This is a genomic window from Polaribacter sejongensis, from assembly GCF_038024065.1.
Lineage (GTDB): Bacteria > Bacteroidota > Bacteroidia > Flavobacteriales > Flavobacteriaceae > Polaribacter > Polaribacter sejongensis.
In genome coordinates, this window is record NZ_CP150667.1 from 1,381,888 (window position 1) to 1,402,021 (window position 20,134).

Sequence of the window (20,134 nt, forward strand, 5' to 3'; positions counted from 1 at the left end):
CATAGAGAATTGTTAAGAAATGATACTATATAGTGTCTAGCAAGAAAGGACTCAAGACCGCTGCACTAAAAGACACAAGAAACAAGACTTTGTCAAATAACTATTTTTAAGTGCTTTGTCCGTTAAAAGAAAAACTCAATAAAAGCCTGTAAAAAAGGTGTCTTTTTTTCTTATTATCACCAATCAACAACGTTTTATCAAGGATACTAGACATACTTCTAAAGCAAATATTTTTCATTTAGAAACAAACCTAAGAGAATTGAATCCTTAGCTATCGATCTGCGATTAAAATCACTAAAAAAATTATAGAATAAACCCTATCTTTGCACCTCAAATTTTGTAGATGACATTTTTAGAAGAGATAGCACGTAGAAGAACTTTTGGTATTATATCGCACCCGGATGCTGGTAAAACCACATTAACAGAAAAATTACTACTTTTTGGTGGCGCAATTCAAGAAGCTGGTGCTGTAAAAAATAATAAGATTAAAAAGGGAGCCACTTCCGATTTTATGGAAATTGAACGTCAGCGTGGTATTTCTGTTGCTACTTCTGTTCTAGCTTTCATTTATCAAGATAAAAAAATAAACATTTTAGATACTCCTGGTCACAAGGATTTTGCTGAGGATACTTTTAGAACTTTAACTGCCGTAGATAGTGTTATTGTGGTAATTGATGTTGCAAAAGGTGTGGAACCGCAAACCGAGAAATTGGTGGAAGTTTGTAGAATGAGAAGCATACCAATGTTGGTTTTTATCAACAAGTTGGATAGAGAAGGAAAAGATGCCTTTGATTTATTAGATGAAGTTGAGCAAAAATTAGGTTTGCGTGTTACTCCAATGAGTTTCCCAATAGGAATGGGATATGACTTTAAGGGGATTTATAATATTTGGGAAAAGAAATTAAATCTTTTTTCTGGTGATAACAAAACTTCTATTTCCGAAGGTGTTGAGTTTGATGATTTATCAAACCCAGAACTAGACAAAATAGTTGGTAAAAAAGCCGCAGATACTTTACGTGAAGAAATAGAATTGATAAGCGAGGTTTACCCCGATTTTGACAGAGAAGAGTACCTGAGCGGTTCGCTCCAACCTGTATTTTTTGGTTCTGCTTTAAATAACTTTGGAGTAAAAGAATTGTTGGATGCATTTATTGAAATTGCTCCTGCTCCACAACCTAAAAAAGCAGAAGAGCGTTTAGTAGATTCTAAAGAGAAAAAAATGACTGGTTTTGTGTTTAAAATCCATGCAAACATGGATCCAAAACACAGAGATAGATTGGCTTTTATTAAAATTGTATCGGGAACTTTTAAAAGAAATGCACCTTATTTACATGTTAGAAATGGTAAAAAAGTTAAGTTTTCTAGTCCGAATGCATTTTTTGCAGAGAAAAAAGAAATTGTAGAAGAATCTTTTCCTGGTGATATTGTAGGAATCCATGATACCGGTAACTTTAAGATTGGAGATACTTTAACTGAAGGAGAAGAATTGAATTTTAAAGGAATTCCTAGTTTCTCTCCAGAACATTTCCGTTACGTAAACAACGCAGACCCAATGAAATCTAAACAATTATATAAAGGTTTAGATCAATTAATGGATGAAGGTGTAGCGCAGCTATTTACTTTAGATATGAATGGTAGAAAAGTAATTGGAACTGTTGGTGCTTTACAATATGAGGTTATTCAATACAGACTAGAACACGAATATGGAGCAAAATGTTCTTACGAAAATTTAAGTGTTCACAAAGCGTGTTGGGTAGAACCAGAAGATATTAAGAATGATGAATTTAAAGAATTCAAACGTGTTAAACAACGTTATTTAGCAAAAGACAAACAAGGTCAGTTAGTGTTTTTAGCAGATTCTGAATTTACTATACAAATGACACAAAGTAAATATCCAACGGTAAAGTTGCATTTTACAAGTGAATTTAAAAAATAATTATGATAAAGAAATTTCTTTTTTTACTGCTAGCAACTCTCAGTTTTAATGGAGTTTCACAGACTTATGATTTATCAGATTTTAAACCTAAAGAATTACACAATTCTATTCGTTTAAATTATATTTTAATAGACCAACCCAATAAAACATACGATTACGGAGATGGTAGCACCTACACACTTCAACCAAGAATGGGTTTATTTGGATTAAATTATAATTTTCCTTTAAATGATTGGTTATATACTGGTGCTGGTTTTCACGGAGCAGTATATGGAGATCAAGGTGGTTTATTTACTTTAGGAGTAAATTTAGGGGTAAATACCCAACTTTATAAAAACTTATACTTCGATGCCAACGTGCATGTAGGAGGCGGTGGTGGTTTTAGAAGCTTAGTTGATGGCGGTGGAATTATCTACCCAAATGTAGGTTTACAATATAAAAATAACGGATATGCATTCGGTTTGCAATATGGGTATGTAAACTTTTTTACTGGAATTCAAAAAGGAGATAATATTTCCTTTTTTGTAGAAATACCAACCTCGTTAAGAACTGCATCTTACAAACATGCTCAAAAATCTTTTACAGTTAACGATGAAACGAAAGATAAAGTTTGGAAGAAACCTGCTGTAAAAAGTGTACAACAAATTACTTTTGATTATCTTTTTCCAATAGGATCTTCAAGAAACGATGGTATTGGAAACTTTAATAACACCACTCCACTTACCCAAACATTAAGTCTTTTAGGTTTTGAGTACCAACGTTATTTAAACAAAGACACCTTTGTATACGCACATGTAGACGCTATGTATGGTGGTTTAAGAGCTGGTTTTATGGATGTTTTTTTCGGTATTGGTAAAAACTTTGTAGAAACAGAATATGTAAACTTTTTTGCCAAAGCAGGAATTGGTGCTGCAGGAGGTAGAATTTTCCCTGAAGGTGGTTTAACCATGTACCCAAGTGTGGGTGCAGATGTAAAAGTTACCAAAAATTTTGGATTAGGTCTTCATGGTGGTTATCATAAATCTGTTAGTGGTACTTTTGAAGCATATACAGCCGGTTTTAGTTTAAAATATTATGGGTTAAGCGGCGGAATAAAAGATCCTTATACAGCAGAAAAAATTAAATATATAAATACCCAAGGAATACAAATTGGTGTGCAAAATCAAACTTATTTTGATGTTGCCATTCTTGATAGATCATATAAAGAACATGATTTAGAGTTAATAGCATTAAAAGTTAATTACGATCTAAACCATCGTTTTTATATAGCTGGAGAAGCTTCTTTTGCTTATTTAGGTGGTGCAGGTGGCTATGCTCATGGAATTTTTGGATTAGGAATAAAATCAAATAAATTTTTAAATGATAATTTTTCATTATTTGCAGAAGCTGCAGCAGGTGTAGCAGGTGGCGGTGGTGTAGATTCTGGCGAAGGTGTATTAGTAAGACCTACCGCAGGTATTAATTATCATTTAAACGATAACTTTTCGTTTACAGCTTCTGGCGGACAAATGTGGTCTCCTAATGGTAACGTAAACTCAACAAATTTAAACATTGGTTTTACCTATGGTTTATCAATTTTAAATACTAAAAAATAATGTATTCTGAATTTGTTTCAGAAACCTATCAATAACAATAAAATCTTGATGCATTTCAAGGTTATTAGTAATGTCAGTTCGAGCGCAGTCGAGAACTATTAAATGAATAAAACATCTCGACTGCGCTCGAGAAAACAAAAAAGTAAATTAAAAGATTATGAATAACGGAATTTATGCAAAATTCACCACTCCAAAAGGTGAGATTTTAGTACAATTAGAACACGAAAAAGCTCCTGGAACTGTTGGTAATTTTGTTGCTTTAACAGAAGGAAATTTAGAAAATGCTGTAAAAGAGCAAGGAACTCCTTATTATGATGGATTAAAATTCCACAGAGTAATTCCAGAATTTATGGTACAAGGTGGTTGTCCACAAGGAACAGGAACTGGTAACCCAGGTTATAAATTTGATGATGAATTTCACCCAGATTTAAAACATGATGCTCCAGGAAAATTAGCAATGGCAAACTCTGGTCCAGCAACAAACGGAAGTCAGTTTTATATTACCCACGTTCCTACTCCATGGTTAGACGGTAAACATACTGTTTTTGGTTCTGTAATTAAAGGTCAAGATGTTGTTGATGCAATTGCTCAAGGAGATGATATGACTGTAGAAATTATTAAAGTTGGTGCAGAAGCAGAAGCTTTTAATGCTGTTGAAGCTTTTAGAACTTTTGAAGGATCTAGAGAAAAGCGTGAAGCTGCAGAAATAGCAAAACAAAAAGCATTGTTAGATACAGTTGCTGCTGGTTATGATGAAACTGCAAGTGGTTTACGTTACCAAATTTTACAAAAAGGAACAGGAAAAAAAGCTACTAAAGGTGCTGGAGTTTCTGTGCACTACAAAGGTCAATTATTAGACGGTACTGTTTTTGATTCTTCTTATAAGAGAAAAGAACCAATCGATTTTAATGTTGGTGTAGGTCAGGTTATTTCTGGTTGGGATGAAGGAATTCAATTATTACAAGTGGGTGACAAAGCTCGTTTTGTAATCCCTTCTAACTTAGCGTATGGTTCTGCAGGTGCAGGAGGAGTTATTCCACCAGATGCAACACTTATATTTGATGTAGAATTAATGGCTGTAAAATAAGAATACTCTTCTTTACAAGTTATATAAGTACAAAAAGCTCTCTGATTTCAGGGAGCTTTTTCTATGTAAAAAGAGTACTAAAATCTAAGATTTACTGCTCTAACACCAAATGAATTTTAAAATGATTGCTAAAATTATAAAACAAGTAGCACCTACTAATAAAGCATCTTAAGAGAAATTTCTGAAACTCGTTTTTTTATAGTTGATACCCTATACAGCTTCCGTTGACAACTAAAAATCAATATTTTACAAAAAAAAATAGAATAACCTCAATATTTATTGTAAATTCAAAGCATCAAATTCTTCCCATTTGCTATGAAAGAATTTCCCCTAAAAATTAAACTGATTATTGAGTATATCTTCCATTAAAGGAGGGTGTGCGTAATTAATAATAGTATATAAAGAAATTGACAATAATTTAAGAAAACACCTGAACAACCAAATATACCTATAAGTAGGTATTGACTTTTAGAAACAAAGGTTATAACTTGAAACCAACTAAAACCAACTAAAATGAAAAACTTAATACTACTTTTTTCAATAATTTTAATATCAACTGAAGTTTCTTTTTTACAAAACTGTGTAACTAATCTTGAAAATATAATTGAATAAAAAAATAGCTACAACACTTATAACCGTTACACATAACAATAATTTATAAGTAATTTATTATAAATAAAAAGCATCAAATTCTTCCCATTTACTATGAAAGAATTTTCCCTTAAAATTTAAACTTATTATTGAGTATATTTTTCATTAAATGAAGGGTATCCGTAATTAAATTTAGCGTATAAGGAAGTTAGCAAAAATATAAACAACCCAAAACCAATATATTATGAAAAAAATATTACCAATTGCAATTTTAGGACTATTATTAATTATCAACTCTTGTTCTTCGACTAAAAATATTGGATTAACAGAACAAACAGGATTTGTTGAACTTCCTTTTCCGAGTAACAATTTTAAACCCGGACAAATTGTTGAAGTGTATTCAAAACCAAAAAAAGTGGAAATTACACATCAACCATCAATTAATTGGGACCAAGTAAATAGCTCACCAGGTTGGAACATTTCTTCAAATCAAACTAAAGAAATAAAAAGAACTTTGTCTGCAGAAATATCAAACATATTGAAAGGAAAATATGATTTTGCAAGTTCTGAAAATGTAAAAGTTGAATTTACAAATACGAAAACAACTGTAATTCAAAAAAGTACTATTTATAGTGCTGTAAAAAGCGAGCTAAAGAACGATTCAGAATTGAATGAACAAATAACCGACTTTATGGACGATGGAACACACTTTGACGTAATTACATCAACTTTAAGTGCAAACATCAGTTTCACATTAGTGAATTCTTCAAATCAATCAATTGATTTAGACTCTGAAGTAATTGAACAAATCAATTCTCAATTTGATATTGACTTTTCAAAAGACGCAACTGGAAATAGAGTAATAACAGGAGAAAATTTAGTTGTTGGAATTCATAAAGACCCAAAAATCGTGAAATTGATAATGAAAAGGCTGAAAAAAGAAGAGTAAATAAAATACTTTTGCTAACACCGTGTATAATTAATGGCTGGTTCTCTCATACTTACGAAAATCCTCTCGGATTTTCTATTCAGTTTTTATTTACTAAACTAGGTGTTTAAACACGTTACAAAAAGCTCTCTGAACTCAGAGAGCTTTCTCTATGTTAAAGAATCTTTAAATCTAAGACACACTTCTCTTGTATGAAATCAATTTTAAAGTGATTACTGAAATCTTTTTTTTTGAGATTGCTCCCCTATAAACCTTTGTTAATAAGTTAAAATAAATGTTTAAACATTTAAATAACATACACTTGTTATTTATTGTACATTTATATTGCCAAATTCTTCCCCTTTGCTATGAAAGAATTTTCCCAAAAAATAAAAAATATTACTATGTATATCCCTCTTTAAATGATGGATATCCGTAGTTAAAGTTAGTATATAAAGAAGTTGTAAACAATTAAAACGAAAATCGCTGTACTCAATAAATTAACAATGAAAAATTTAAAATTATTTTACGGAATTTCAATAATAATTATGATTTTATCATCCTGTTCAAGCGATGATGATGATTCTTTCAATTTTGTAATTGGAGAATGGAGAGCGATAGAAATGTCTGAAAATAACGAAAGTGTAGAATTACCTGTTTGTTTACAACATCAATACATATTATTCAAATCTAATAATGAATTCTCTGGCGGAAGAATAGAATCAACTAATTATCCAGACGAATGTTATACTATTAGTTTTAGTAGTATTGAGTGGGAATATTTAGGAAATAATAAATATAGAATCGGAGATAGGAATGAACAAGGAAAAATATACACGATAATAAAAGTAGGAAATAATATATCAATGCTAAATCCGAACGGGATTACAAAAATAATTTACGAACCATTTGAAAGCGGTTTTTAAAGAAAAAAATATAAAATCTGAAAATAAAATTGACGTAAAAGCATAAAACTGTTTACAACACCGTATAAACTTTATTGCTGGTTTTGGCTCACTTGGAAAATTCCTCCGGAATTTCGCCGTTCGTACTTTATTTACTAAATTCACTCCTTAAACAACGCAACAAAGCTTATACAACAACGTTGTATGCAAGGCGAAGACCGAAGCTTACATTGAAATAATTTTATAATAAATTTGAAAAAACGGATAGAAAATATTAGCTCATTGATTGGATGTTGGTGCAAGAAAAAAATAGTTTTGCCCACCCGCTTCTTCCCTTCGAGACAGTTAGGGAAGCCCTCACACATTGCACACATTTGCAAATCGCACAAGCCGACCCACAAACCAAAATTTTCAAAAGAGTGCAATTTTCGCCAACGCTCCATACTCGTAACTATAATGATAAACATCTAAAAAATTAATAAAATGAACAATGAATTTTTACAATCATTTCTAAAAACAGGCCTCTTTGAAATTGGAGACAGTGATGATAGACTTGAAAAATTAAAAAAATCAATTGCAGACTTACAAAAGCAGTTTGAAGAAGATTATTCTCTGCTTCCTAAATATACCTTAGTTGCAATCGATCCAAATATTTCGGATACTGAACCTGCTTTATTGGAGACAGAAAAAATTGTAATAGTTCATTGGGAAACATTAAGGAGTAAATACGCTGAAATGCCAAGGAATATTTTAAGAGGAGTAATTTTAAATGCAATTAACAATGTTGGAATTGATGACCCACTGGCAGCTAGAATTATTTATTTGTCCGCACTAAATCTTTATCCATATGTCAAATTAAATAAAGAAAAAAGTATTGTTGATCGCTTAATAATTAAACTTGGAGATATAGCAGAAATTAATGCTGTTGAGGAATGGTCTTTTGTTGAAGAGGAACCCAAATTAAAATTAAGTACTTTAAAACTTAATGACATTAAGTTAGGTAAAGCAAAGATTGATACTGAAAAACTTCAACCAAAATTAAGAGAAGCAATTAATAATGATCCTAGTGGTCATACTGCTCAAAACCATGGAGGAAGCAGTCAATGGGGAGTTCATTTTGCTGATTTGGCTACAGAAGGAATTGCAACTGCTTTTGATAGTGCAATGACCCAGCTTACAGGTTCACTGTCTGCTGATTCCATTGAAACCCCAATAAATAAATTTTTTGCTGCATTTAAAAAGAGCTTAGATGTAAGTCTAAAAACTTCTTTCACTTCATTAACATCTGTTGAACGAAGAAGTAAACTTTTATGGTGGAAGGAAACTCTTTATTCTTCATCACTTAGAACAAGTTATAGAGGTTTGGACAAGTACTTACTTCCAATAGTTATGAGTACTGATTTAAATAATCAAATACCAGAAGTAACCCCGATTAGTGTTGATTATCTCTTGAGGGATACATTGTTTTTGTTAGATGAAAGGAAAGAGAACAAAGTGAAGTTTGTAGTCTTTTTAACTGAAATTACAAAGAAAGGAGTTAAAGATGTTTTAAAACCATTTTTCCCTGAGTTAAACGAGGAAGAAGGTCGAATATCAATAACTGATTTCATTGCTCTTTTATTAAATGACAGAACTAATATAAAGGAATTTAAAAATAGAACTGGGATTGAAGATAAAGATGAAAGTGATATTAGTGAGATAGCTGTTGCAATCCTACATGATTTATTAACACAACGACTAATTACAGAATAAAATGGCAGGAAGATGTAAAGAACCATCATGCTTTCCTGATGAAATAGGTTGTAATGTGGAAGGTTGTTCAAATGTAAAGGATTGTAAGAATTATATTTCCGAAGAATCCACTACTGAAGATGTTGAAAAAGTTGATGAAGACAATTATTATAGAATTCCATGGACTGGAAATTCATTTGGATTGACTGATTTAAATTATTTGACTGCTTCATCAAAACCAATTTTTATTGGAATTACTGGGGTTGCAAGTGCTGGCAAAACAACTTTCCTTGCATCATTATATTGTCTTTTAAGAAATGGTGAAAGCATTGGTAACTATAGTTTTGCTGGATCATTAACACTTATAGGTTGGGAAAATATTGCATGGTACTTAAGTTGGAAGAATAACGGAAATATTCAATTCCCGCCACACACCTCTAATAATGCAGGAAGGTTACCAGGCTTATTGCATATTGCACTTAAAAATAATGAAGGTGAAAAAATTGACTTGGTGTTTACAGACGCACCCGGTGAATGGTTTGACCACTGGAGAATAAATGTGAATAACGAAAATGCAAAAGGTGCTAAATGGATTCATGATAATTGCGATGCTTTTTTACTTTTTGCAGATTGCGAGATGCTTACTCCTACTAATTCAAAACGCGGGATTGCGAAGCAACAGATAAATTCTGTTGCAGATAGGATTATGGAAAATTTAGGAAACAGACCTTTTGAGTTAATTTGGTCTAAATCAGACATTACTATACCTGTTGAAACAAAAAATCAAATCCGTTCTCACTTTAAGCAAAATCAAATAAAGTATTTTGCAGAATATGAGACAAGTGTAAAAGCGGGTGAAGATGAGTTATTTCATCAAAACATCTGCAATTCTATAGACTGGCTTATTGAAAAGTTACACAACAATAAAAACCAGATACCTCGAATACTCTCGCATAAACCCGAAGATATGTTTCTTTCTAAAAGAGCTATAAATGAATAAATCAATTGATAACATACTAATAATTGGTGGCCCAAATGCAGGTAAAACTCATTTTGGAGGTCAGCTGTATGGCAGGCTTAATAGCAGACAGTTTGAATATAAAATTGCCTCAAATAATAGACCTACTGACTTAACGATATTTGAAGATGTTCTGACAAAACTTGCCGAAGGCAAGAGAGCTGGACATACAGAATCATCAGCAAATAGAACAATACAATTAAAATCTGAAGACAATAATGGGAATTCCGTTATTTTTTCCTTTCCAGATTATGCTGGTGAGCAAGTAAAAATGATAGTTGATAATAGAAGAGTAAATGATTTGTGGAAGGAATATATTGACACAAGTAACTCTTGGATTTTATTTGTAAGGTTAGATGAAATTGAAGTTCTAGAAGATTTGGTTAACAGAGGGATCCCAAGTCCCGATGAAATTCAAAAAAGACAATCATCAACACCTCCAGTAAAAATCTCAGATGCAGCCCATTTCGTTGAATTACTACAAACACTTATTTATATCAAAGGGGTTCCTTCATTACGGAAAATATCTCAGCCAAACCTTACCATTATACTTTCGTGTTGGGACTTGTTGGAAATTAAAGAAACAGCTATCCCATCTCAGATATTAAAAGAACGATTACCTTTTTTATGGGATTTTGTTAGTAATAATTGGGATGAGAACTCTCTTTCAATTTTAGGTTTATCATCAACTGAAAAAACATTGACAGATAATCCTGATGATGATTATATTGATAGAACACCTATTGATTTCGGATTTATTATTAATGAAAAAGGGAAAGCAGAAAAAGATTTGACTCTTTCAATTCCAAGGTTTATAGGTAAATAATATGATTATACATCAAGCATTTTACGGAGAAGTAAATAGAGGTCATGCCTGCATAAATCAATCTTTGATTAACTCTGATTTAACTTCGTTTCTTATTTCATTTACAGATAGACCAGCGGCATTACCTCCAGGTGTAGCTTTGCAAGCTTATTTTTCAGGCACAGCGTGGTCAAATTATTATATTTTCACGAAAACCTTTACAGATCCTTATGCTACGCGATCAGGAATGGTTTTCACTCATGCTCTAATTATAAATTTAGATAGTATAAATTCTATTAATAATTTAAATGACATCTTTTGCAATTTCATAGAGATTGTACCTGAAAGTAGAGAAGTATTAAATGATGTTGAATTTAATCTTTCACCACAAGTCGTTTCTTCAAACAATAAATTACATCCATTATATATTAAAGATTGTATAAGCACTTTATTAGTTGGCAAATTGCCAATTCTGTTTACAGGTGATGAACAATCATTTGAGAATATTATACAACAAATTTGGAATGCTCCAAATATAGAACTCAGGAAGAAAATTAGATATAGAGCAAGTTTTTCACCATCTGATATTGAAGGTGTAAAGGATCTTACTATTGTCTCAGTTCAGAAAGATTTACATTCCAAATGGTTACATAAAACTATCATTGACGCAGAGAACAATAAACTGATTAAAATCACCTCACATTCAGAAGCTCTTTTTTTAGGGTCAAAAGATAAAAATCCATTTTATACATTCCTTATAGATTTGAATGTAGATCAAAGTAACTTTTCAAACTACGGTCAATTAGATAAAGTATTTGGTGATTATAACAAAATTACGACTATCGACAATGCGGATATTATACGACAAAATATTCGTATGTTATCAATAGTATCACCATCAATGAACGATGGGGCTACTATCAAAAACAAGTTTATTGATCGCCTAAACGAATTGATTAAATTAGGTATAGAAAAGAATTTTAAAGCTTTAAGAAATATTAATTGGAAAGCCTTTGAAAATGGAGAGAATGGAATGTGTAAAGTCTTTTCAGAATTTATCAAGTTGGAATTTATTAATCCGAATATTGATATTTCAAACTTGTCTGAACTAATTGACCTTGGATTTTATGAAACAAAAAAGAATTGGTGGCATGACACTATTAAGGATACTTTGAAAAGTGTTTTTACAACGTGTTCGATATCAACAATTGAAGTTTTATGGAAATTAGTAAATCAGACAGATAAGATAATTGAAAATATATTCCAAATTTTACCTAAATCACTTGAATGTGAATCCTTTTTAAGGGATACTCTCCCAGCTGAAATAAAAGAATCAACAATTAAAAAACTTGAAAATATTTCTAAACAAAGAAAATGGTTATTACTGCATGCAGACATATTATTAAAATATTTAGAACCTAAAGAGGCAATTATTAAACAATTAAAAATAGAAACTGATTTGACAATAGAAAACTCTTTTGGAGGTCTCTATCTAATTGGAAAACTAAATGATAAACAACTACTTTCTATTACTCTTTCTAGCTGTAATACCAAGTTAATTCACGAAACAGCTAATCGTATATCTAAGAATAAAAGTTTACTCAATAATATTGATCCTAAAAAAGTATGTTGGCTAAATATATGGTCCGCTTCCTTAATACTATCCAGAAACTTTTCATATGGGATTGAAGGCAGAGAAATTGAAATTGTAAAATCAATATTTGATTTAATCACTTCAAATGAATCAGTGCCAGATATAATAATTGAAAGTATTTCAGAATCAGAATTTGCAGATATTTCTAATTATGGGCGAAGAGATGAATGTTGGAATAAGATTTCTCCAATATATATACAAAGCTTTATTGAGAAAACGTCAAAGGAAGTTATTACGCAATATATCAAGGGTAAAATTTCGTTCCATTCAATAGAAGAGCCATTAGTAAATTATATTTCATCGGATATATTTATGTCAAGCTTTCTTAGTGCATATAGGGATAATATTGAACCAGTAATAAGAGTCTACGAGTCTTTTCCAAATTTAAAAGATCTTTTCTTGGCTAATTATATTAAGTGTTTTTCAAGTTCAGTAAATGAAGCGGCCTCTATAAATCTAGGCTCTCTTGTATACAGATTAGATTACACAAACACCGCCAAAAATATTTATGATAAATCTAGATATAACTATTCGTTTAAAGCTGCTTTTGAACAATGTAAAAGTTTAGTTAGCGTAACTCGGTGGGACAGTCTTTGGAATAAAAAATATCCTGAAAATTCTTTGGAATCAGGTTTCAGTAAAACAAAATATCAAACAGAATTAGAAATGATAAAATCATTACCAACAGTTGTAATTTTAACAGCTATACAAGAAGAATACAAAGCAGTTCGTGCACATTTAATAGAAATTGATGATGTTGTTCAAAATGACACAGTTTATGAAGCTGGGATTTTTAAGATTCACGATAAAGAAATAGCTAAAGTTGTCATTAGGGAGTGCGGAGCCAAAAACACGATAGCAGCGCAAGAAACCGAAAGGGCTATACAATATTTCACACCAAATATCTTATTGTTTGTTGGTATAGCTGGATCTAGAAAACCAAACGATTTCTCAATAGGTGATGTTATTTTCCCAAAAGTGATTTATTCTTATGAAGCAGGCAAATCGGAAAAAGGTTCTTTTTTGGCTCGCCCTGATTTAGCGTCTTCAACATACACATTAATGGAACTTGCGAAAAGAGAAAGAAGAAAAGATGATTGGAAATCTTTGATTAAAAATGATTGGAATATTGAAGTTAAAGCAGACCTTGGAATAATTGCATCTGGAGAACAAATTGTTGAACACTATGAGTCAGAGGTTGGTAAAATACTAACAAAACATTATAATGATACATCTGCTGTTGAAATGGAAGGATTTGGTTTTGCAAAAGTTGCGACTCGACAAGGTAGAGAAACAAGTAATATGCTTGTTGGTGTTATTAGGGGTATTTCTGACATAATTGAGCAACCCAATAAAAATAAAGGAGATGATATTTCTGATAGACGGCCTGACAATGCAAAGAAATTAGCATGTGACACTTCTGCAGCATTCGCTTATTGGTTAATTTATAAGTCTCAGGAATAACTAACCCCCACAGCCAAGCACATTTGCAATTCACACTAGCCAACGCGCAACCAAAAATTGCAAAAGAGCTTGTATGCCTGCCACCGCTTTTTTTGCCAACCCTAAAAACTATTTTTTTCAGGAACAGCAGTGCTTCGATTGAACAAATTTAGATTGTAGTAAATTGCTAACTAACTGATAATAAACAAAGATCAGCATACAACAATGTATATAAAACATTTGGAAAATAGTGCTAATTTTAAGGTCGTTACACTTAATAAAACATCTAGCGGTTTGACAGGTAAGTGCTCCGTAATGCCAAACGATTTCATATACTTAACGTTAGTAATTCTCACCCTTAAACTTCAATTCCTAAAACAAAAAAAGCTCTCTGAAATCAGAGAGCTTTTTTATTGCTATAAAATCTACAAATAGCCTTTACTATTTTTTACTAATAATAGTCAATTCATCTACAATATGTTTTGCGTTTGAGTATTTATCTATCAACCAAAGTACATATCTAATATCAACATTAATAGTTCTTTGTAAGTTTGAGTCAAAAATAACATCACCTGCCATTGCTTCAATGTTTCCATCAAAAGCCAAACCAATTAATTCACCTTTTCCGTTTACAACAGGAGAACCAGAGTTACCACCAGTAATATCGTTATCTGTTAAAAAGTTTACAGGTAACTGACCACGCTCATTTGCGTAACGTCCGTAATCTTTCTTTTCGTAAATATCTAACATGCTTTGGTCTAAATCAAACTCAGGATCGTTTGGTTTGTACTTTTTAATCATCCCCTGAAAAGTAGTATAATTATTCTCATTCGCATCGTTTCTCTTATCCGCTGGTAAAGCTCTTACTTTACCGTAAGACAATCTTAAAGTCGAATTTGCATCAGGATATTTAATATTACTCAATCCTGATTCACGCAATCCTTTTACTAACAATCTAAATGATGCTTTAAAATCATTTTCTGCTTGAACCAAACTTTCTGGGTTCTCTCTATATTTATCTAATAACTGATTAGACAATTGTAATAAAGGATCACTATTTAAGATGGCTTCATTTGGGTATTGTAAATAAGCCTCTACTCCTTCTTTAGAAGTAAACATACTCAACTTAAAAATAGCTTTTACATACGCAGAAAAATCATTGTCGTTCTTTCCTCCTACTTCTGCAACCAATTCTGGCAATGAGTAATTAGATTTTGATGCTAACAAGCCTAATTGTTTTGCAAAAACCTCTTCTTCTAAAGGCAAGTAAAAATCTTTATAAGAACTCTCTATAAGCGCTTGTAATCTTGGTAACATATTTGCACGCTCAGCTTCATTTGCAGCTGTATATTGCTTTAAAGCGCCACCAATTCTGTATGGTAAAACAGCAAATTTACTAGAACGCAACATCCCTAATAAGTAGTTGGTTTGTTTTGCTTTCTCGTTGGTTAAACTATAGTAATTATTGATATTCTCAATAACTTTTCCGTAAGCTTCTTTATTGTCTTTTTTCTTAGCCCATCTTGCAAACTTCGCTTCTACTTTACTTTTCTTTTCAACCGTTTTATGTTCTGTTAAAGCAGTAATCATTCCACCTCTATTTTTCCAATAGTTGGCAATACCAGCGTAAGCAGATGCATACATTAGATTTACAGACTCATCTGCATTCATGTATTTTTTCATAACATCCATACTTAATTTAGAACCTTCTACCCAAGCAGGATAAGCATATTTTACATTTTGCTCTACTCCTTGTGCAGGCATCCAACGGTTTGTTCTACCTGGATATCCTAAAATCATCGCAAAATCATTTTCTTTTACACCATCAATATTAACAGGTAAATGATATTTTACTTTTAAAGGCACATTGGTAGTAGAATATTCTGCTGGTTCTCCATTTTCATCTGCATAGACTCTAAATAAAGAAAAATCTCCGGTATGTCTTGGCCATTCCCAGTTATCTGTATCTCCACCATATTTACCAACATTTTCTGGAGGCGTACCTACTAAACGAACATCATTATAATCCTCATACACAAAGTAGTAAAACTCATTACCTTCATAGAAAGAACGAACAGAAACGGTATATTTTCCACCTTCGTTATTTTCTTTTTCAATTTTAGCAATTTCTCTATTAATGATTGCTTCACGTTCTTTTTCACTCATTTCATCATTTACAAGTGATAAAATACGTTTAGAAACATCATCCATTCTTACAAAAAAGCGCACATATAAGCTTTCTGGTTTCAATTCTTCTTCTTTAGAACCTGCCCAGAAACCATTTTTTAAATGATTTTGTTCTGCTGTAGATAATTCTGCAATTGCATTGTAACCACAATGGTGGTTTGTTAACACCAATCCGCTTTCCGATACGATACTTGCTGTACAACCTCCGTTAAACTGCACGATACCATCTTTTAAACTCTGATTGTTAACACTGTAAATTTCTTCTGCTGTTAATTGTAATCCCATTTTTTGCATATCACGATGATTTAATCGCTCGATATGCATTAAAAACCACATTCCCTCATCAGCCAATGCTGAAGGAATTGAGACCATAAATACAATAAATGTAATAAGTATTTTTTTCATTTTATCTTGTTTTAAATATGGGATAAAAATACTAAAATTTAGGCTCTTTTTAGAACTGATAAGATGTTAAAATATGTTATTTTTCACGCTATTGATAGTCTGAAAATTATCTTTTTTAACCAGTTTATTTCTTCAACTTATTTTTGATCTTTCTTAGAAAAAAAAGTTACTGTTTTTAACATAAGAATAGCTTAAATCGAATAATCTAAGAGAAATAAAAAACTTTTAGTCGCACAAAAAAACGCTTTAAAAACAGAAATATAATTTCGTTTTTAAAGCGTTTTTTATAAGTATTCTATCGATAAGATTCGTTGCTGCTTTTAAATCTTTATTTAAGCTAAAAACACCTTAACAATCCTTATTCGTAATCCTTCATTTCATCATCATAAAAAGCACCTGCTTTATCCATTAAATCTGCTAATTCGGTTGCTATATCTTCTTCACTTTCTCCTGTTAAATCTTCAAACCATTCTACTTCATCATCTTTTAAGTTGATTAAAAAACGAGGAAACTCTGTGTGTAACACAAAAATATCTTCAGGAAATTTACTGTTATCGGCTAATAAAAATTTAGGTAAAGTCATAATATTTTATTGATTATAGATGCTGTCTGTTCGAGCGCAGTCGAGAACTAATTTTATTATTTAAAGAACCTCTCGACTGCGCTCGAGGGGACACAATTATTTTTTCTCTTTTATCAACTTTAAAGTTAATGAATTAAATCTGATAAATAGTAAAATAGAAGCTGTTGTTAAACCTGCAAGCAAACCTAACCAAATACCAAAACTACCATACATTTCTTCGCTTCCGAAATAATAAGAAACCGGAAAACCGATAACCCAATAAGAAATAAAAGTAAGAATTGTAGGTACCTTAACATCTTGTATACCACGCAAAGCTCCTAAAAAAACAACTTGTATACTGTCTGATATTTGAAAAAATGCCGCAGCTATTAATAAATTTGAAGCAATAGAAACTACTTCCATATTGTCTATATAATTTGTAGTATCACTTAAATCTACATAGATCATTGGTAAACTTTTATGAAAAACAAAGAAAAGTAATGCAAAAAAGACGGCTAATAATACTCCTAATAAAAAGATAGAAAAAGCAATTCTACGCAATTCTTTATAATCTCGTAATCCTTTTTGGTTTCCTACTCTAACCATAGCAGCAACACTTAAGCCCGTTGCAACCATAAATGTCATAGAAGATAAGTTTAAGGCTATTTGATTTGCTGCTTGTGGGTTTTTCCCTAACAAACCACTTAACCAAACTGCGGCTGTAAAAATAGCAACTTCAAAAAACATTTGCATAGCACTTAAAGAACCAATATTCACAATTTTTTTTATCGTTAAAATATCTAAAACAAAGAATTTTATATTTCTTACTATTTCTGCAGATCTTTCTTTATAACGCAGCAATAACCACAAGTAAAGCACCATTACAACTCTAGAAATTAACGTACCATACGCTGCACCAATAATTCCCATTTCTGGAAAACCAAATTTCCCGAAAATTAATAAATAGTTTAAAACGATATTTATAACATTCGCAATTAACGCCGCATACATTGGGTATTTAGTCATAGACAGACCATCACTAAACTGCTTAATTGCTTGAAAAATAACCAAAGGAATTAATGAAAAAGCAACCAAGTCTAAATACGGAATTGCCAACTCTACCACTTCTTTGGGTTGTTTCATTAAATACATTAACGGCTTAGAGAAATAGACGCCAGCAAATAAGATAATACCTAAAGTAGTACATAAAAACAAACCACTTTTATACGTAGCTTTTGCTTGTTTTAGATTATCGGATGAATCTGCTTCTGCAATTAAAGGTGTAATCGCTGTAGAAAAACCAATACCTATAGACATGGCGATAAACATAAAACTATTACCCAAAGAAACCGCAGCTAATTCTGCTGTTCCCATTTGGCCAACCATTATATTATCTATAAAACTTACAAATGTATGCCCAAGCATACCTAACATTACTGGTGCTGCAAGCTTCCAGTTGTATTTAAATTCTGATGTATATTGAGAAATATTCACGTGTATTGTTCTTTTTACGGAGTGCAAAAATACAACTTGTAATTAGAATAAATCGTTGCTATCTGTAAAATAAAAATACAAAAAAACCACTTTTTTCAAAGTGGATTTTTAAGACTGATAAATACAGTTTTTTACATTGCTGGTTTTGGCAATAAAACAGCATCAATTACATGTATAACTCCGTTAGATTGGTTTACATCTGCAATAGTTACTTTAGCTTTCCCTCCGTTTTCATCAGAAATATAAACGTTTTTTCCTTTCATCCAAGCAGTAATGGTTCCTCCGCTTACTGTTTTAATAGCAGCTTTACCATTTCCTTCTTTAATTAAGGCAACAATTTGTTCTGCATTCCATTTACCTGCAACAACATGATATTTTAAAATTGTTTGTAATTTAGTTTTATTTTCTGCCTTTAACAAAGTACTTACGGTACCTTCTGGCAACTTATCAAACGCTTTATTTGTAGGTGCAAAAACAGTAAAAGGTCCTTCACTAGTTAATACATCTACTAATTCTGCTGCTTTTACGGCTGCGACTAATGTTGTATGGTCTTTAGAGTTTACTGCATTTTCTACAATATTTTTAGAAGGATACATTTCTGCTCCACCCACCATTTTTGTTTTTTCTTGCGCACTAAAATTTTGACTAACAACTAAACTAAGCATTAAAACTGTTACTTTAAAAAAATTTAAGGTTTTCATAATTTGATATTTAAAATTAATAATAATTTGTGTTCAACATATCTACGAGATTTTTTTAGTTACGGTTTTAAAATAAATTTAAAAATAAAATGAATCACAAGAATATTTCCATAAATAATTTAATTATCATTACTTTTGAAGTTCTAAAAAACATACTAAAAACATACTAAAATGGCAAATATCACATTAAAAGGAAACGCAATAAACACAATAGGTAACTTACCTAAAACAGGAACTAAAGCAGCTGATTTTAAACTAACTGCAGTAGATTTATCTCAAAAAAGTTTATCAGATTTTGCTGGTAAAAAGGTAATTTTAAATATTTTTCCTAGTGTAGATACAGGTACTTGTGCTACGTCTGTTAGAGAATTTAATAAAAAAGCGGCAGATTTAGAAAATACAGTTGTTTTATGTGTTTCTAAAGATTTACCATTTGCTCAAGCTCGTTTTTGTGGTGCAGAAGGTATTGATAATGTAGTAATGTTATCTGATTTTGCTGATGGTAACTTCGGAAAATCTTACGAATTAGAAATTGCAGATGGTCCTTTAGCACATTTACATTCTAGATCTATTGTTATTATCGATGAAAACGGAAACGTTGCGTATACAGAACAAGTTTCTGAAATTGTTGACGAACCTAATTATACAGCTGCTTTAAACGCAATTTAATTTATGAAGAATCCTAATGATAGCTTTATAAGAGGAAGACTTCGTAGTTTTAAGTTTGCCTTAAGAGGTATGTGGCTTTTAATGACTACGGAAGACAGCATAAAAGCACAACTTTTTGTTGCTGTACTTGCTACTATTTTAGGTTTTTATTTTAACATTTCTAATATAGAATGGATGTTTCAGTTTATCGTTATCGGCCTCGTTTTAGTGGCAGAAGCTTTAAACACTGCTATAGAAAAAGTGGCAGATTTTGTACACCCAGATTATCACGAGAAAATAGGTTTTATTAAAGATATAGCTGCAGGCGCACCAAGCTTTGCAGCTTTTACTTCATTAATTATTGCAGGTTTTATATACATCCCTAAAATAACGTTGTTATTTTAGGTGATTTTTTTTATTTACTGCTAAAAACGACCAAAAATT

At 31.4% G+C, this 20,134-nt stretch carries 15 protein-coding genes; 11 read left to right on the top strand and 4 right to left on the bottom strand.

Annotated features, from left to right (window positions below; translation table 11 throughout):
- Positions 1-343: 343 nt before the first annotated feature.
- From WHD08_RS05780 to WHD08_RS05820, 9 genes are all read left to right on the top strand, one after another.
- Complete coding sequence (locus tag WHD08_RS05780; RefSeq protein WP_208888879.1) at positions 344-1,936, top strand: peptide chain release factor 3; 1,593 nt, start codon at positions 344-346, stop codon at positions 1,934-1,936.
- Positions 1,937-1,938: 2 nt separating this feature from the next.
- The gene (locus WHD08_RS05785) at positions 1,939-3,531 is read left to right on the top strand and encodes a hypothetical protein (RefSeq protein WP_244183239.1); all 1,593 of its coding nucleotides are present in this window, start codon (positions 1,939-1,941) and stop codon (positions 3,529-3,531) included.
- Between the two features lie 157 nt (positions 3,532-3,688).
- The gene (locus WHD08_RS05790) at positions 3,689-4,618 is read left to right on the top strand and encodes a peptidylprolyl isomerase (protein ID WP_208888878.1); all 930 of its coding nucleotides are present in this window, start codon (positions 3,689-3,691) and stop codon (positions 4,616-4,618) included.
- 835 nt (positions 4,619-5,453) lie between these two features.
- Positions 5,454-6,158, top strand: a complete 705-nt coding sequence (locus WHD08_RS05795; protein ID WP_208888877.1) for a hypothetical protein — start codon at positions 5,454-5,456, stop codon at positions 6,156-6,158.
- A gap of 485 nt (positions 6,159-6,643) precedes the next feature.
- Positions 6,644-7,063, top strand: coding sequence for a lipocalin family protein (locus tag WHD08_RS05800; protein ID WP_208888876.1), 420 nt, complete (start codon positions 6,644-6,646; stop codon positions 7,061-7,063).
- Between the two features lie 462 nt (positions 7,064-7,525).
- Positions 7,526-8,794, top strand: coding sequence for a GTPase-associated system all-helical protein GASH (locus WHD08_RS05805; RefSeq protein WP_208888875.1), 1,269 nt, complete (start codon positions 7,526-7,528; stop codon positions 8,792-8,794).
- Between the two features lies 1 nt (position 8,795).
- Positions 8,796-9,773: a TRAFAC clade GTPase domain-containing protein gene (locus WHD08_RS05810; protein WP_208888874.1), complete on the top strand. Its 978-nt coding sequence runs from the start codon at positions 8,796-8,798 to the stop codon at positions 9,771-9,773.
- Positions 9,766-10,617 carry a hypothetical protein gene (locus WHD08_RS05815; RefSeq protein ID WP_208888873.1) on the top strand — a complete coding sequence of 284 codons (852 nt, stop codon included), beginning with the start codon at positions 9,766-9,768 and terminating at the stop codon, positions 10,615-10,617. The genes WHD08_RS05810 and WHD08_RS05815 overlap by 8 nt, the downstream gene beginning before the upstream one ends.
- A 1-nt stretch (position 10,618) precedes the next feature.
- On the top strand, positions 10,619-13,714 hold the full coding sequence (locus WHD08_RS05820) for a hypothetical protein (protein WP_208888872.1): 3,096 nt from the start codon (positions 10,619-10,621) through the stop codon (positions 13,712-13,714).
- Between the two features lie 420 nt (positions 13,715-14,134).
- Here WHD08_RS05820 and WHD08_RS05825 read toward each other — a convergent pair whose 3' ends face one another.
- From WHD08_RS05825 to WHD08_RS05840, 4 genes are all read right to left on the bottom strand, one after another.
- Complete coding sequence (locus WHD08_RS05825; RefSeq protein ID WP_208888871.1) at positions 14,135-16,285, bottom strand: S46 family peptidase; 2,151 nt, start codon at positions 16,283-16,285, stop codon at positions 14,135-14,137.
- A 358-nt stretch (positions 16,286-16,643) separates the two neighbouring features.
- Entirely contained in the window at positions 16,644-16,868 is a 225-nt protein-coding gene (locus tag WHD08_RS05830) for a hypothetical protein (protein ID WP_165730243.1), read from the bottom strand.
- A gap of 96 nt (positions 16,869-16,964) precedes the next feature.
- Positions 16,965-18,341, bottom strand: coding sequence for an MATE family efflux transporter (locus WHD08_RS05835; RefSeq protein ID WP_208888870.1), 1,377 nt, complete (start codon positions 18,339-18,341; stop codon positions 16,965-16,967).
- A 131-nt stretch (positions 18,342-18,472) separates the two neighbouring features.
- On the bottom strand, positions 18,473-19,042 hold the full coding sequence (locus WHD08_RS05840) for a fasciclin domain-containing protein (RefSeq protein ID WP_208888869.1): 570 nt from the start codon (positions 19,040-19,042) through the stop codon (positions 18,473-18,475).
- Between the two features lie 171 nt (positions 19,043-19,213).
- Between WHD08_RS05840 and tpx the strand changes: the two genes are divergently transcribed.
- The gene (tpx, locus tag WHD08_RS05845; protein ID WP_208888868.1) at positions 19,214-19,711 is read left to right on the top strand and encodes a thiol peroxidase; all 498 of its coding nucleotides are present in this window, start codon (positions 19,214-19,216) and stop codon (positions 19,709-19,711) included.
- Positions 19,712-19,714: 3 nt separating this feature from the next.
- Positions 19,715-20,095 carry a diacylglycerol kinase family protein gene (locus WHD08_RS05850; RefSeq protein WP_165730237.1) on the top strand — a complete coding sequence of 127 codons (381 nt, stop codon included), beginning with the start codon at positions 19,715-19,717 and terminating at the stop codon, positions 20,093-20,095.
- Positions 20,096-20,134: the final 39 nt, after the last annotated feature.